Source organism: Citrobacter sp. 172116965, assembly GCF_013458095.1.
In the GTDB taxonomy this organism is placed as follows: domain Bacteria; phylum Pseudomonadota; class Gammaproteobacteria; order Enterobacterales; family Enterobacteriaceae; genus Citrobacter; species Citrobacter braakii.
Genome location: NZ_CP046673.1, coordinates 378,800 through 394,770 on the forward strand (window position 1 = coordinate 378,800; position 15,971 = coordinate 394,770).

Genomic DNA, 15,971 nt, shown 5'->3' on the forward strand with positions numbered 1-15,971 from the left:
ATGCGCGACAGGGTAGCATATCCTGTCGCGCGAGCGTGTTATCGAATCAGGCTTTCCGGGTTGTCAATCAGCGTTGGATTCAGGCAACTTTCGTAGTAGCTCTGAATTTCCGTGATGCGGGAGCGGTGACGCTGGTAGCGTCTGAAAGCCTGTATGCTGTTGTAGACAGCGCATCCGAGCATGGAGAACATCAGCAGCGTCGTGCCAAGGTAGCGCCATAATCCTGAACGATCCGGGATACGGTGCAGGCCAATGTGCTGGGTGCCATTGGCGTCGGTCGAAATATTGGTGACGATCCCCTCCGCGCGAAACGGCGTCTGCATCAGCATCTGCGCCAGACGCTGGAAGGCGTTCCACTGTTCTTGTGGGGGATAGTCATATAGCGAGGTTGTCGGCCACGGCTGATCGACCAGATCGCTGCCTTCGTCGCTGATAATCAGGAAACCGCCAGGGGCTGGGCTATTCAGCGTCTGGGCCGCTCGCGCAGTCTCGCGTGAAATAAACGGCGCCGTAGAGGTATTCACCAGATTATCCAACGACTCCGCGCTTACCGGACGCAGCAGCACGTTCACGCCATCCAGTTTGCCTGCGTTCGCCCGTTTCACCAGCGCCGTCCAGTCTTTACTGTTACCAAGGTTAACCAGTGCATTTTTTAAACGTACACATTCATCTTTGGCCGCGCACAGATCGGCCGTTTTCAGGACAATCTCGCCAAAATCGTCCAGTAACACCATTCCGGATTTTTGAATTGCCGAGCGTAACGATGCGCTGACGCGAGAGTCATCATCCGCTTTGGGGTGCAGTTGGCGGTTCACCGCCTGCGTGAGCGCGGTGGCTTTATTCACCAGATCGGACTCAGGCAGCGGTAATGCGCGCGCGTCATTCCAGATAATTTGCGTGCAATCGAAAGGCATAAACGGCGCGGAAGGCTGCGCATTCCAGCTCCCTTGGGTATGAATGTTACACATACCCGTACCGCTCAGATGCAGCGTGTCACCCACGCGAACGCCCGCGTTTTCAAGCTGTTTAACGCTGGTGGCTTCGATAGTTTGTGCGCCCTTCATCCAGGAAAGCGTAAGCTTTATCGGCATATCCAGCGGGATCCAAAACAGCAGCATCAGTAGCACCAGCAACGAGCCGCCCGCGATGACGGCGTTGCGCAGCCAGTGCTGTAACGGGAAGTTTTTGACTTCGTCATGCAGCGATAAAAAACGTCCCTGGCGAACAACGTGGCGATCGAGATAAATATCAATATCCGTTTGCTGGCCAAGATCTTGTGCGATGTAAGGCTGCCAGTGCGGTGGATAAATCAGATCAATAATACCTAGCGAGATATTATTAATTTGCTCCTGGTCGTTTTCGCCAAACAGCCCCCAGCGACGCGGCGTACCGCGCAGACAATGAATTTCCCGCAGGGCGGTTTTAGACGGTGGGGCAAACAGCCCCCACAGACCCGCAGCCAGTAGCAGCACCGCGCCACCAACTGTCCACGGAACAAACGTATCCGGGATTATCAAACAGAAAAAGAACAGCAGGAACGATGCGGCAATCAGTAACGCCTCGCGCAATCCCGATGGGCGGCTAAGCGCATATTCTTCATGGGTTTCCTGGCGAATATTCAGCAGTTCAATCTGCTCGCTTTCTTCACCGCGAATAGACGCCTGGGTAGAGGCGGTGTGCTGTAACGCATAGCCACGCGCTTCCTGCATATATTCCTGCAGCGTATGGCCGTTCAGGGAGATAACCAGCGGTATCGTATTGGTGTGGATTAGCTCAACGCTGTTTTCGTCATTGATGTATTGTTCCCAGAAAGGGGGAAGATGTACCTCAACGGAATCAAGATAGTAACGCCATTTGTTAGGATCGTCGGTAGTAATGCCGTAACGTGTAATCGCGTGCGTAAGCACGATGACGCTATTACTTTGGGCATTCAGCGTTAATGACACCGGCGCGGAGCTGGCGCCCGTTGGACCAGGTACCTGCTGAATTTGACTAAGGCTTTCGAGATAGTTTTCGACTGCACTGCGCTCTTCAGGCGTGAGTTTACGCTTCGAGGCGTCTGAGAAGACGTTGCTCAAGGGTAAATTTTTCCGTCTGGATTTCGTTCTGAGTAGCCATCCTGCAAGCAATGAGCAGGCCAGCAAAGCAGCTAAAAAAATCAGAATGGTGCTCATGCTTTCCCCATCTTACTTAGTCTGTCAGGCGTGGTCAGTCGCACCCTGTTCAATATTCGTGATTCTGTGGTTGGCTATCGGCAAGTGTGGAGTCGAACTTGAGCATCTTTAAGTACAGCCCAGTAAATGCGAATCATAGCAAAATCACTAAAAATGGAATATCAGCAAATTCCTGGAGTTATTTCAACCTATTGACTTTTAATTTGAAATAGGGATTAACTTTTAGTACGTTACATAAATGTAAATAAACGGCAATTCACATTGCCGAAACCGTGCGGTATATCGCACAATAACCCCAGATTTCACAGCAAAGATCCTCACAATGAGCAAATCATTACAGAAACCCACGATTTTGAAAGTGGAAACCGTCGCCCAATCCCGGCTGTTTAAAGTTGAAAGCGTGGACCTTGAGTTCAGCAATGGCGTACGCCGCGTTTATGAACGTATGCGCCCGTCCACGCGTGAAGCGGTAATGATTGTGCCGATTGTGGACGACCACCTGATCCTCATCCGCGAATACGCGGTCGGGACCGAATCTTACGAATTGGGTTTTTCCAAGGGGTTAATCGATCCTGGCGAAAGCGTGTACGAAGCGGCGAATCGGGAGCTGAAAGAAGAGGTGGGGTTTGGCGCAAAAGATCTGACGTTTTTAAAGAAACTCAGCATGGCGCCGTCCTATTTCTCCAGCAAGATGAACATCGTGGTGGCGGAGGACTTATATCCTGAATCGCTGGAAGGTGATGAGCCTGAACCATTACCGCAGGTGCGCTGGCCGCTGGCGCATATGATGGACCTGCTGGAAGATCCTGATTTTCACGAAGCGCGTAATGTGAGTGCGCTGTTCCTCGTGCGCGAATGGCTGAAAGGACAAGGGCGGCTTTAATTTCTCTTCACGAATAATAAAAAAGGCGCCGAAGCGCCTTTTTTTGATCGGTCAGGGATCAGAACAGTTCGTGCGTCTCACCATTATCAATAATGGTCGTCCCCACCTCATGCACCGCCTGTTGCGTCGGCTGAGTGCCTTCAATGAAGTATTCTGCGCGGCTGTTGCCACCGCTTGCCAGTTGACCGGTGCTGCGATCGATATTGACCGTCACGATACCCGGCGGCGGCGTCAGCGGCTGCTCAGGCACGCCTTCCAGCACGGACTTCATATAGGCATCCCATGCAGGTTGTGCGCTCTTTGCGCCGCCTTCGTAGCCGGAGATCTGGTCCTTGATCGCCCCAGAAGCCGTCGTGTGTCCGAGATTGCGGCGATGGTCATCAAACCCGATCCATACCGACGTCACCACGCCTGGCCCGTAGCCGGAGAACCATGCATCTTTAGAGCTGTTGGTGGTCCCGGTTTTCCCGCCGATATCATGGCGCTGTAAATCGCGACCTGCACGCCAACCGGTTCCCATCCAGCCCGGCTCACCAAAGATATTGGTGTTCAGGGCGCTTTTAATCAGGAAGGCCAGCGGCGTGTTGATCACGTGTGGAGCGTACTCCTGCGTTCCGCTTTGCGCGACCAGCGCCTGGTTTGCCTGCTCAAGCTGAGGCATAGGCACGGCGGCATTCTGCTGTTCCTGCGAGACGGCGACATCTTCGACGTTACTGTTCTCCAGCACGTTAGATTTCTGGGTATCACCATAAATCACCGGAATATCGCATTCCGGACAGGCAATTTTCGGCTTCGCCTCGAAGATAACGCCGCCCATATCGCTTTCGATTTTACTGATGAAATACGGATCGACCAGGAAGCCGCCGTTAGACATCACTGCATAACCGCGCGCCACCTGCAACGGCGTGAATGAGGCAGAACCCAGCGCCAGCGACTCGGTGTGCACAATGTTTTGTGCCGGGAAGCCGAAACGTTGCAGATACTCTGCCGCGTAATCCACGCCCATCGCGCGCATGGCGCGTACCATCACCACGTTTTTCGACTGACCCAGCCCCTGACGTAAGCGGATAGGACCGGCGTATTGCGGCGGTGAGTTCTTCGGCTGCCAGTCGGAACCCGCGCCGGCATCCCAGCGCGAGATCGGCACGTCGTTGAGCATGCTCGCCAGCGTCAGACCTTTATCCATCGCGGCGGTATACAGGAATGGTTTGATGTTGGAACCCACCTGGCGTAACGCCTGGGTTGCACGGTTAAACTTGCTCTGGTTGAAGTCAAAACCACCGACCAGCGCCAGCACCGCGCCGTTTTGCGGATTGATGGAGACCAGTGCGGAGTTGACGTCCGGTACTTGCGCCAGCCACCAGGAATCGCCAACCTGGCGTACCCAGATTTGCTGCCCGGTTTGCACCACATCAGTCACTTTGCGCGGCGTCGGGCCTTGCTGGGTATCCGAGCGGTAAGGACGCGCCCAGCGCATGCCATCCATCCGTAATGACACTGACGTACCATCCGCCAGCGCGGCAATGGCTTCCTGCGGATTGGCGCTGGTAACAACCGCCGGTAGCAGGGGACCATAAGTCGGTAGCGCTTTCAGCGTATCGGTGATTTTCTTGCTGTCCCAACTGCTTTCGCCCACTTTCCACAGCACGTTCGACGGGCCGCGGTAACCGTGGCGCATGTCGTAATCCATCACGTTGTTACGTACTGCCTGCTGAGCAGCCTGCTGTACTTTGCGCGTAATGGTGGTGGTGATGCGATACCCGTCCTCATAGGCTTTCTCGCCATAACGATTATACATCTCCTGGCGCACCATCTCAGAGAGATACGGCGCGGAGAAGGCGATTTCCGGCGCGTGGTAGTTGGCGTCAATGGCTTCGCCGCGCGCCTGATCGTACTGGGCCTGCGTGATGTAGTTTTCGCTCAACATACGCGACAGTACGACATTACGTCGCGCGGTTGCCCTTTCCATCGAATAGAGGGGGTTGAAGGTTGACGGCGCTTTTGGCAGACCGGCAATCACCGCAATTTCACTTAAGCTGAGCTGATCAACCGTCTTACCGAAATAGACCTGCGCGGCAGCACCTACGCCATAGGCGCGATATCCCAGGTAAATCTTGTTCAGATACAGTTCGAGGATCTCATCTTTACTCAGCAGTTGTTCAATGCGGATCGCCAGGAACACTTCTTTGATCTTACGCATCAGCGTACGTTCCGGGCTCAGGAAGAAGTTTCTCGCCAACTGTTGGGTAATGGTGCTGGCCCCTTGCGATGCATGGCCGGAGAACAGCGCGACGCTGGCAGCACGGAAGATCCCCACCGGGTCTACCCCGTGGTGCTCATAAAAACGACTGTCTTCGGTAGCGATAAAGGCTTTAACCATTACCGGCGGCATCTGATCCAGGGTGACCGGGATTCGACGTTTCTCGCCATATTGCGCGATCAGCTCGCCATCAGCGCTGTAAACCTGCATCGGGATCTGTAAACGCACATCTTTGAGCGTCGCGACGTCAGGTAATTGCGGCTCAATATAGCGATAGAGGCCATAAATCGAGCCTGCTCCCAGCAGGATGCAACATACTGCAAGGATTAATAAATACTTTACGAACTTCACTGGAGATTTCCCATTTAGTGGCATTTGGGCAGTTTATAAACAAACGCGCGGTAGTATAAAGGCAAGCCAGACGCATTGATATACCCGTTAAAGCAACGGGTGATAAGGAGATCATCAGCAATGGCTTTCAATATCTGGAAAATTGGTCTGCATATTCAGCAACATGAAGCGCTGGCTGTCGCCGTAGTTCACGACGCATCCGGTTGGTTTCTCCAGCGCTGGTGGCGTATACCGCTGACGCCTCAGGTTATCGTCGATGGCCACATTCGCGAGCCTGAACAGCTTGTCGCAGCGCTACTGCCGTGGAGCCGGGAGCTTCCTCGCCGACACCATATTCATCTCTCCTTTCCTGCCAACAGGACGTTACAAAAAAAGTACCCTCGTCCAGAAATGATGCTGCGCGAGCCGGAGCAAGCCGCATGGTTATCCGGTTCGATGGCGCGTGAGCTGGATATGGCGCCGGATGCGCTGCATTTTGATTATAGCGAAGACACGTTAAGCCCGGCGTTTAACGTCACTGCCGCACAAAGCAAAGAGATTTCAGCGCTTCTGACGCTTATCCAAACGTTGAAGGTACAGGTTACGGCGATTACGCCGGATGCCAGCGCGTTACAGCGATTTATACCTTACCTGCCAGAACGTCATCAGTGTCTGGTATGGCGTGATGACACCCAGTGGCTATGGGCGACCCGTTCGGCATGGGGGCGTAAATCAACGGGCGATATTGGCTGTATCGACGAGCTTGCCGCGACATTATCGCTTTCCACGACAGCCATTGCGCTATGCGATCCCAGCGGCTTCGATCCTTTAAGCGTGGTGTCTGTACGCCAGCCGCCAATTCCAACGCAAAGCCATCGCTTCACCATTGCACTGGGACTCGCTATGGGAGGCACATGTTGATGATAGCGACCATCAATCTTCTGCCCTGGCGCCAGACGCGACGTCGCGCCTGCCTACGCTTCTGGAGTGTTTTATTTGTCGCTTCGCTACTGCTTAGTATCGGCGTGTTGTTGCGCTATTACAGTGTTTTGAGCGTAGAAAACCAGGTCGAATTGTTGTTAGCGGATGCCGAAAAGACGCGGGCCGAGGCTTTAATGGCGCTAAAGCCGCGTGTGCAGCAGCGCCAGCAACGATGGCAACAGGTTCAAGCGCGGAACAAACAGCGTGAGCAGACCCGAAGCTGGCAGCGGGTTTTGCAAGGGCTGGCGGAATTACTGCCAGAGCAGGCGTGGTTAACAAAAATAACCTGGCAGCAGGAGACGCTGGAACTGACGGGAAACACGCTGAGCTTTGCCGCGCTGAAGGCGCTGGAAGCGCAATTACGCCAGCTGCCGCTGTTTAAATTGGGTAGCCCTGGCGAAACGCAGCAGGATGCGCAGGGACGCTGGCAATTCCACTATCGACTGATGCGGAGCGGTGCGCATGAAAACGCTTTGTGATAGCTGGTTAGCGCAGTCGCCGCGCTTTCGGCTCATCTGCGGCTGTGGCTGGATGCTGGGACTGCTCATCGTCGTCATGTTATGCCTCAGCTCCACCGCGCAGAAACGGGTTATGCAACAAGAGGCGCTAAACCAGCAACGAGCGGCCATTCAGGCACAATGGCGAAATTTATATCTGCTGGCGGCATCGCCAGAAGAGCCTGAAGAGACGCTGATTCCGTTCTCCCCACTGCTGTTTCAGACTCCTCTTGCACATCTTATCCACTGGCAACCCTCCGCACAGGGCGGAGAAATGACGCTGAAGCCAGGCTGGGATGTCATCCCGCCGATGTTTGACCAATTAGCGGAGCAAGGGATGAACGTCAGCCGGTTTTCTCTTTACGCAGAAGGTGCGGAGCTGCTGTTAACACTACAACTGGAGCGCCTGAATGATGGTTGAACGCTGGCTGTTGGCGTGCGTAAGCGTACTGATACTCACCGGTATGCGTAATCCTTTCCTGCCGCCGGAGGACCGTTGCCAAATTGCTGAGCTGTCGGCATGGCGCTATCAGGGAATATTGAGCCAGGGCGCGCGACCCATTGGCATTGTTCAGGATAGCCAGAAAAAATGGCAGCGGGTTGAGCGAAATGATGTCCTGAAAAACGGTTGGACGGTTACGCAGATAACGGCCCAGAGCGTAACCCTCGACACAGGGAAAAACTGCGAGCCGTCGCAGTGGCAGTGGCAACGACAAGGAGCGATAAATGAAGCGATGGATGGCATGGATAGTACTCGTACTGGTGGTCGGGATTCAGAGCGTACTGGCGGCGAAATCACAAAACGTGACGCTGGTGGTCGATGATGTGCCAGTTGTGCAGGTATTGCAGGCGCTGGCCGAACAGGAAAAGAAAAACCTGGTAGTTTCACCGGATGTCAGCGGTGTGCTGTCACTGCATTTGACGGATGTGCCCTGGAAGCAGGCATTGCAAACGGTGGTGAAAAGCGCCGGGCTGGTATTACGCCAGGAAGGCAACATTCTGCATGTGCATTCTGTTCAGTGGCAGAGTGAAAATGCGGCTCGTCAGGACAATGAACAGGCACGGCTTCAGGCCAGCCTTCCGCTGGAACATCGCAGTATCATTTTGCAATATGCTGATGCCTCCGAGCTGGCAAAAGCCGGAGAAAAGCTGCTCAGCGCCAAAGGAAGCATGACGGTGGATAAACGCACCAACCGCTTACTGCTGCGTGATAATAGCGTTGCGCTTAACGCACTGGAAACGTGGGTGGCGCAAATGGATCTGCCGGTTGCACAAGTCGAACTGGCGGCGCATATCGTGACGATTAATGAAAAAAGCTTGCGTGAGCTGGGGGTGAAGTGGTCGCTGGCTGACGCACAGCAATCGGGGGCGGTGGGGAACGTCACAACGCTTGCCAGCGATCTTTCTGTATCCACAGCCACATCCCGTGTGGGATTTAACATTGGCCGTATTAACGGTCGTTTACTCGAGCTGGAGCTGTCTGCGCTGGAGCAAAAACAGCAGTTGGACATCATCGCCAGTCCACGCTTACTGGCTTCTCACCTGCAACCTGCCAGTATTAAGCAGGGTAGTGAGATCCCTTATCAGGTCTCCAGCGGTGAAAGCGGCGTGACATCCGTCGAGTTCAAGGAAGCTGTATTAGGGATGGAAGTCACGCCCACCGTATTGCAGAAAGGACGAATCAGACTGAAACTGCATATCAGCCAGAATGTTCCCGGGCAGGTGCTACAGCAGGCGGATGGCGAAGTTCTGGCTATTGATAAGCAGGAGATTGAAACCCAGGTCGAGGTAAAAAGCGGCGAGACGATTGCGCTGGGCGGGATTTTTTCACATAAGAATAAATCCGCAGCCGACAGCGTGCCGCTGTTGGGCGACATCCCCTGGCTTGGCTCTCTCTTTCGTCATGATGGTAAAGAAGACGAACGGCGTGAATTAGTGGTTTTTATTACGCCCAGACTGGTTTCAACGCAATAACTTATGCATGAAAAGCCGTTGTTTTTGCACTGAACACGTTTCAGAGATTTGACGTGCGGGTGTATTTAGCATACAAGGAGTACCGATTTGAGTGTCGGTACTTTTCTTTACTTATGCGGCAGTAAATACGCTTTGCCTTTCTGGTGGTGTGTCATAGGCTTATTTGGTGTCATTTGGCTGCGCGATACGTCGCCAGGTCTGATGTTTGCAGGGTAGCATGCCTGCCACGACCAGAAATGCGTAAGGTTTGGTGATTTATTCAGTTGCCAAACCCGCTTGAGTATTGAGATAATTTTCAGTCTGACTCTCGCAATATCTTATGAGGTTTCAGTTCATGTCCTGCTGCGCTGAGTGTCTGCGAAGCGGGTTTACCATTAACGAATAGTCTTAGTAGTACCGAAAAAATGGCAGAGAAACGCAATATCTTTCTGGTTGGGCCTATGGGTGCCGGAAAAAGCACTATTGGGCGCCAGTTAGCTCAACAACTCAATATGGAATTTTACGATTCTGATCAAGAGATTGAGAAACGAACCGGAGCTGATGTGGGCTGGGTCTTCGATGTAGAAGGTGAAGACGGCTTCCGTGATCGCGAAGAAAAAGTCATCAACGAGTTGACGGAAAAACAGGGTATTGTGCTGGCAACTGGCGGTGGCTCTGTTAAATCACGTGAAACACGTAACCGTCTTTCCGCGCGTGGCGTCGTGGTCTATCTTGAAACGACAATTGAAAAACAACTTGCGCGAACTCAACGTGACAAGAAACGCCCGCTGCTGCAGGTAGAATCGCCGCCTCGTGAAGTTCTGGAAGCGTTGGCTGACGAACGCAATCCTCTGTACGAAGAGATTGCTGACGTGACCATTCGCACCGACGATCAGAGCGCAAAAGTCGTAGCAAACCAGATTATTCATATGTTGGAAAGCAACTAATTCTGGCTGAATACACACTCGTCTGCGGGTACAAGTAACTAAGGTGGATGTCGCGTAATGGAGAGGATCACAGTCACTCTCGGGGAACGTAGTTACCCTATCACCATCGCGGCTGGTTTGTTTAATGAGCCAGCTTCATTCTTACCGCTGAAATCGGGCGATCAGGTTATGTTGGTGACCAACGAAACCCTGGCTCCCCTTTATCTCGATAAGGTTCGCGGCGTACTTGAACAGGCGGGTGTTAACGTTGATAGCGTTATCCTTCCCGATGGCGAGCAGTATAAAAGCCTGACGGTTCTGGATACGGTTTTCACTGCGTTACTGCAAAAACCGCACGGTCGTGATACCACGTTAGTCGCACTTGGCGGCGGCGTGATAGGCGATCTGACCGGTTTTGCGGCAGCCAGCTATCAGCGTGGTGTTCGTTTTATTCAAGTCCCGACAACCCTGTTGTCGCAGGTCGACTCCTCCGTTGGCGGCAAAACCGCCGTAAACCATCCCCTCGGTAAAAACATGATTGGCGCGTTTTACCAACCGGCGTCCGTGGTGGTGGATCTCGATTGTCTGAAAACGCTTCCTGCGCGTGAGCTGGCATCGGGGCTGGCGGAAGTGATCAAATACGGCATCATCCTTGACGGTGAATTTTTCAGTTGGCTGGAAGAAAATCTGGATGCGTTATTGCGTCTGGATGGTCCGGCGATGGCGTACTGTATTCGTCGTTGTTGTGAGCTGAAAGCAGAAGTTGTCGCAGCGGACGAGCGTGAAATGGGCTTACGTGCTTTACTGAATCTGGGACACACGTTTGGCCATGCGATCGAAGCTGAAATGGGTTATGGCAATTGGTTACATGGTGAAGCCGTTGCAGCAGGTATGGTAATGGCTGCTCGTACGTCAGAACGTCTTGGACAGTTTACCTCCGCTGATACGCAGCGCATCATTACGCTGCTCCAGCGAGCGGGCTTGCCGGTCAATGGACCGCGTGAAATGTCCAGCGAGGCTTATCTGCCGCACATGCTGCGAGATAAAAAAGTGTTAGCGGGAGAGATTCGTTTAGTGCTTCCACTGGCATTAGGGAAGAGTGAAGTGCGCGGCGGAGTGTCGCACGAGGTGGTTCTTAACGCTATTGCTGATTGCCAGCCGGCGTAACAACAAGAAAGGTCTGGCTTGCGTTGCGAAACGTAGGTCTTTTAGCTTCAGGTTATGTGCAAAGTCGTAAGCATTAACCTTTGAGTGGGGTGTTAAATGGATGAATTCAAACCAGAAGACGAGCTGAAACCCGATCCCAGCGATCGTCGTACTGGTCGTTCTCGTCAATCGTCTGAACGCGATAATGAGCCGCAAATCAATTTTGATGATGTTGATCTGGATGCTGACGATCGCCGTCCTGCGCGCGCACGTAAAGAGCGTGAAGAAGAACGGGACATTGAAGAAGAGTATGAATCTGATGACGATGACGTGGATGAAGAGCGTGTAGAACGTCGTCCGCGCAAGCGTAAGAAACCCGCCAGCAAGCCTGCCTCTCGTCAGTATATGATGATGGGTGTCGGTGTCCTGGTGCTGTTGCTGCTGATCATCGGTATCGGTTCTGCGCTGAAAGCCCCCTCATCATCTCCCAGTGAGCAGGCTGGATCTGGCGAGAAGAGCATCGATCTTTCTGGCAATAACGCGACGGATCAGGCGAGCACGACTACGCCTGCAACAGGCGCTGAGCAGACCGCTGGCAATACCCAGCAGGATGTTTCCCTACCGCCGATTTCCTCTACCCCAACTCAAGGTCAGACACCTGCGGCAACTGAAGGCCAGCAGCGTGTTGAAGTGCAGGGCGATCTGAACAACGCTCTGACGCAACCGCAAGGCCAGGAGCAGGTTAACAATGTAGTGGTTAACTCTACGCTGCCGACCGAACCTGCGACCGTTGCGCCAGTTCGTAATGGTAATGCTGTGCGCCAGACTGCGAAAACGGAAACGGCTGAACGCCCTGCTGCGACACACCAGGAACGTAAACAGGCCGTTATTGAGCCGAAGAGCAAACCGCAAACTACGGTGAAAGCGACGCAGACAGAGCCGAAACCTGTTGCTCAGGCAAAACCAACTGCAACTGCGCCGACGACCACAACCAAAGCACCTGTGGTTACCGCTACTCCGAAGGCGACCGTTGAGCCGAAAGCAACCGCGACTACAACGCCTGCGCCAACTGCGACGGCAACAACGTCAACACCTGTTGCTGGTGGAGCGAAAAGTGCAGGAAATGTCGGAGCGTTAAAATCTGCGCCGTCCAGCCATTACACGCTGCAGCTCAGCAGTTCTTCTAACTACGACAACCTTAACGGTTGGGCGAAGAAAGAAAACCTGAAGAACTACGTGGTGTATCAGACGACGCGTAACGGTCAACCGTGGTATGTTCTGGTAACAGGCGTGTATGCGTCTAAAGAAGATGCGAAACGTGCAGTGTCTACGCTACCCGCCGATATTCAGGCGAAAAATCCGTGGGCAAAACCGCTGCACCAGGTTCAGGCCGATTTGAAGTAAGATAGGATATGTTCTGCAATGGTTTGCTGTTTCGCCCAATTGCGGGACAAAGACTAAAGCGCAGGATGCTGTCGGAGCTTTCTCCACAGCCGGAGAAGGTGTAATTAGTTAGTCAGCATGAAAAAAAATCGCGCTTTTTTGAAATGGGCAGGGGGAAAATACCCCCTGCTTGATGATATCAAACGGCATTTACCTCAGGGTGAATGCCTGATTGAACCTTTCGTGGGTGCCGGGTCGGTGTTTCTCAACACCGACTTTTCTCGTTATATTCTTGCCGATATCAACAGCGACCTCATCAGTCTCTATAACATCGTGAAGACACGTACCGATGAGTATGTGCAGGCTTCACGTGAGCTGTTTATGCCTGAAACTAATCAGGCTGAGGTGTACTATCGGTTCAGAGAAGAATTTAATGCCAGTCAGGATCCGTTCCGCCGTGCAGTGCTGTTCTTGTATCTGAACCGCTTTGGTTACAACGGATTGTGCCGTTATAACCTGCGCGGCGAGTTTAATGTACCGTTTGGTCGTTATAAAAAACCTTACTTCCCGGAAGCCGAGTTGTACCATTTTGCTGAAAAAGCGCAGAATGCGGAGTTCCATTGTCTCTCCTATGAAGAGTGCATGGACCGTGCGGATAGCAACTCTGTTGTCTATTGTGACCCGCCTTATGCACCGCTTTCGGCGACGGCAAATTTCACCGCGTATCATACCAACAGCTTTAGCCCAAAAGAGCAGGCGCATCTGGCCGAGATGGCAGAAAAGCTGGTCAGTAAGCAGATCCCGGTGTTAATTTCGAACCATGACACGCCCGATACCCGCGAATGGTACCGATCGGCGAAACATTTTCAGGTCAAAGTGCGGCGCAGCATTAGCAGCAATGGCGGCACGCGTAAAAAGGTGAACGAACTGCTGGCACTGTATAAACCAGGAGTTGTAACGCCTGCGAAGAAATAATTCTCAAGGAGAAGCGGATGAAACAGTATTTGATCGCCCCCTCAATTCTGTCGGCTGATTTTGCCCGCCTGGGTGAGGACACCGCGAGAGCGCTGACTGCCGGTGCCGACGTCGTGCACTTCGATGTCATGGACAATCACTACGTACCAAACCTGACCATCGGCCCGATGGTACTGAAATCGCTGCGTAAATATGGCATTACTGCCCCGATTGACGTTCATCTGATGGTGAAACCGGTCGATCGTATTGTCCCGGACTTCGCCGCCGCCGGCGCGAGCATCATTACTTTTCACCCGGAAGCCTCCGAGCATGTCGATCGCACTTTACAACTGATCAAAGAGCATGGCTGTAAAGCGGGCCTGGTGTTTAACCCGGCAACACCGCTGAGCTATCTGGACTACGTCATGGATAAGCTCGATGTGATCCTGCTGATGTCCGTTAACCCAGGCTTTGGCGGGCAGTCCTTTATCCCACAAACACTGGATAAGCTGCGCGAAGTGCGTCGTCGTATTGATGAATCTGGCTACGATATCCGCCTCGAAGTGGACGGCGGCGTCAAGGTGAACAACATTGGTGAAATCGCGGCGGCGGGTGCAGATATGTTTGTCGCAGGCTCTGCTATTTTCGACCAACCAGACTACAAAAAAGTCATTGATGAAATGCGCAATGAACTGGCGAAGGTAAGTCATGGATAAGTTTCAGGATATTCGGGGTGTTGCATTTGACCTCGACGGTACGCTGGTCGACAGCGCGCCGGGATTAACCGCAGCGGTGGATATGGCGCTGTATGCGCTGGAACTGCCGATTGCCGGTGAAGAACGCGTTATCACCTGGATTGGCAACGGTGCAGATGTACTGATGGAGCGCGCGCTGGCGTGGTCGCGTCAGGAGCGCGCCACACTACGTAAGACAATGGGTAAACCGCCCGTTGATGATGATATCCCTGCCGAAGAACAGGTGCGTATTTTGCGTAAGCTGTTCGACAGATACTACGGCGATGTCGCAGAAGAGGGGACATTCCTGTTCCCTGATGTTGCCGACACGCTGGGCGCGATGCATGCGAAAGGATTGCCGCTGGGTCTGGTGACCAACAAACCGACCCCGTTTGTCGCGCCATTGCTTGAGGCGTTAGATATCGCCAAATACTTTAGCGTGGTCATCGGTGGTGACGACGTGCAGAATAAAAAACCGCATCCGGATCCGCTACTGCTGGTAGCAAGCAAGCTTGGCATCAAGCCTGAGCAATTGCTCTTCGTAGGGGATTCACGTAATGATATTCAGGCGGCAAAAGCTGCTGGCTGTCCGTCCGTTGGTCTGACTTATGGCTACAACTACGGCGAGTCGATCGCGCTGAGCCAACCCGACGTTATTTACGACCGTATTAATGAACTACTGCCCGTTCTCGGGCTTCCGCATAGCGAAAATCAGGAATCAAAAAATGACTAAGCCCATCGTTTTTAGTGGCGCACAGCCCTCAGGTGAATTGACCATTGGCAACTATATGGGTGCGCTGCGTCAGTGGGTGAGCATGCAGGATGACTACCATTGCATCTACTGCATCGTTGACCAACATGCCATCACCGTTCGTCAGGATGCTCAGCAGCTGCGTAAAGCAACGCTCGATACGCTGGCGCTGTATCTGGCATGCGGTATCGATCCTGAAAAAAGCACCATTTTCGTCCAGTCTCATGTACCGGAACACGCACAGTTAGGTTGGGCGCTGAACTGCTACACCTATTTCGGCGAGCTGAGCCGTATGACCCAGTTCAAAGATAAATCCGCACGCTATGCGGAGAACATCAACGCCGGTCTGTTTGATTATCCGGTGCTGATGGCGGCAGACATCCTGCTGTATCAGACCAACCAGGTACCGGTTGGCGAAGATCAGAAACAGCATCTGGAACTAAGCCGCGATATCGCCCAGCGCTTCAACGCCCTGTATGGCGACATCTTCAAAGTGCCTGAGCCGTTCATTCCTAAATCCGGTGCGCGCGTGATGTCGCTGCTGGAGCCGACGAAGAAAATGTCCAAGTCGGATGACAACCGCAACAATGTGATCGGCCTGCTGGAAGATCCGAAATCCGTGGTTAAGAAAATCAAACGTGCGATGACCGACTCCGAAGAGCCGCCTGTTGTACGCTACGACGTGCAGAATAAAGCGGGTGTTTCCAACCTGCTGGATATCCTCTCTGCCGTTACCGGCCAGAGCATTCCGGAGCTGGAACAGCACTTTGAAGGCAAGATGTATGGTCATCTGAAAGGTGAAGTCGCAGAGGCCGTTTCCGGCATGCTGACCGAGCTTCAGGAGCGTTATCACCGTTTCCGTAACGATGAAGCTTTCCTGCAGCAGGTGATGAAAGATGGCGCTGAAAAAGCCAGCGCACGCGCGTCTGTTACGTTGAAAGCGGTTTACGAAGCGATTGGTTTTGTCGCCAAGCCGTAATGCGCTCTGCGTTGCTGAAG

At 53.2% G+C, this 15,971-nt stretch carries 15 protein-coding genes; 13 read left to right on the forward strand and 2 right to left on the reverse strand.

All coding sequences use genetic code 11. From position 1 onward, the window contains the following. Positions 1–38: 38 nt before the first annotated feature. A complete protein-coding gene (gene igaA / locus GPJ68_RS01735; RefSeq protein WP_019078148.1) occupies positions 39–2,174 on the reverse strand; it encodes an intracellular growth attenuator protein IgaA in 2,136 nt (711 codons plus the stop codon). Positions 2,175–2,496: 322 nt separating this feature from the next. Between igaA and nudE the strand changes: the two genes are divergently transcribed. Next, entirely contained in the window at positions 2,497–3,057 is a 561-nt protein-coding gene (nudE, locus tag GPJ68_RS01740; RefSeq protein WP_016157636.1) for an ADP compounds hydrolase NudE, read from the forward strand. 58 nt (positions 3,058–3,115) lie between these two features. On the opposite strand, the gene mrcA is transcribed toward nudE, so the two are convergent. Next, positions 3,116–5,668 carry a peptidoglycan glycosyltransferase/peptidoglycan DD-transpeptidase MrcA gene (gene mrcA / locus GPJ68_RS01745; RefSeq protein WP_047415970.1) on the reverse strand — a complete coding sequence of 851 codons (2,553 nt, stop codon included), beginning with the start codon at positions 5,666–5,668 and terminating at the stop codon, positions 3,116–3,118. A gap of 120 nt (positions 5,669–5,788) precedes the next feature. Between mrcA and GPJ68_RS01750 the strand changes: the two genes are divergently transcribed. From GPJ68_RS01750 to trpS, 12 genes are all read left to right on the forward strand, one after another. Next, on the forward strand, positions 5,789–6,568 hold the full coding sequence (locus GPJ68_RS01750; protein ID WP_016157634.1) for a hypothetical protein: 780 nt from the start codon (positions 5,789–5,791) through the stop codon (positions 6,566–6,568). Then, a complete protein-coding gene (locus GPJ68_RS01755) occupies positions 6,568–7,107 on the forward strand; it encodes a PilN domain-containing protein (RefSeq protein ID WP_104652069.1) in 540 nt (179 codons plus the stop codon). The genes GPJ68_RS01750 and GPJ68_RS01755 overlap by 1 nt, the downstream gene beginning before the upstream one ends. Continuing rightward, on the forward strand, positions 7,091–7,546 hold the full coding sequence (locus tag GPJ68_RS01760; RefSeq protein WP_016157632.1) for a hypothetical protein: 456 nt from the start codon (positions 7,091–7,093) through the stop codon (positions 7,544–7,546). Before GPJ68_RS01755 ends, GPJ68_RS01760 begins: the two co-directional genes overlap by 17 nt. Continuing rightward, positions 7,536–7,949: a HofP DNA utilization family protein gene (locus tag GPJ68_RS01765; protein ID WP_016154790.1), complete on the forward strand. Its 414-nt coding sequence runs from the start codon at positions 7,536–7,538 to the stop codon at positions 7,947–7,949. Before GPJ68_RS01760 ends, GPJ68_RS01765 begins: the two co-directional genes overlap by 11 nt. Continuing rightward, positions 7,852–9,099 carry a DNA uptake porin HofQ gene (gene hofQ, locus GPJ68_RS01770; protein ID WP_104652064.1) on the forward strand — a complete coding sequence of 416 codons (1,248 nt, stop codon included), beginning with the start codon at positions 7,852–7,854 and terminating at the stop codon, positions 9,097–9,099. Before GPJ68_RS01765 ends, hofQ begins: the two co-directional genes overlap by 98 nt. A gap of 404 nt (positions 9,100–9,503) precedes the next feature. Further along, the gene (aroK, locus tag GPJ68_RS01775) at positions 9,504–10,025 is read left to right on the forward strand and encodes a shikimate kinase AroK (RefSeq protein ID WP_003023552.1); all 522 of its coding nucleotides are present in this window, start codon (positions 9,504–9,506) and stop codon (positions 10,023–10,025) included. A 57-nt stretch (positions 10,026–10,082) separates the two neighbouring features. Further along, entirely contained in the window at positions 10,083–11,171 is a 1,089-nt protein-coding gene (gene aroB, locus GPJ68_RS01780; protein ID WP_016154788.1) for a 3-dehydroquinate synthase, read from the forward strand. 96 nt (positions 11,172–11,267) lie between these two features. Then, positions 11,268–12,554 (forward strand): cell division protein DamX, encoded by a 1,287-nt coding sequence (gene damX, locus GPJ68_RS01785; RefSeq protein WP_016157630.1) that lies wholly within the window; start codon positions 11,268–11,270, stop codon positions 12,552–12,554. A gap of 117 nt (positions 12,555–12,671) precedes the next feature. After that, positions 12,672–13,508, forward strand: coding sequence for an adenine-specific DNA-methyltransferase (dam, locus tag GPJ68_RS01790; protein ID WP_016154786.1), 837 nt, complete (start codon positions 12,672–12,674; stop codon positions 13,506–13,508). 17 nt (positions 13,509–13,525) lie between these two features. Beyond that, positions 13,526–14,203 carry a ribulose-phosphate 3-epimerase gene (gene rpe / locus GPJ68_RS01795; protein ID WP_003023561.1) on the forward strand — a complete coding sequence of 226 codons (678 nt, stop codon included), beginning with the start codon at positions 13,526–13,528 and terminating at the stop codon, positions 14,201–14,203. Further along, positions 14,196–14,954, forward strand: coding sequence for a phosphoglycolate phosphatase (gene gph / locus GPJ68_RS01800; RefSeq protein WP_016154785.1), 759 nt, complete (start codon positions 14,196–14,198; stop codon positions 14,952–14,954). The genes rpe and gph overlap by 8 nt, the downstream gene beginning before the upstream one ends. After that, entirely contained in the window at positions 14,947–15,951 is a 1,005-nt protein-coding gene (gene trpS / locus GPJ68_RS01805) for a tryptophan--tRNA ligase (protein ID WP_016154784.1), read from the forward strand. The genes gph and trpS overlap by 8 nt, the downstream gene beginning before the upstream one ends. Positions 15,952–15,971 lie beyond the last annotated feature (20 nt).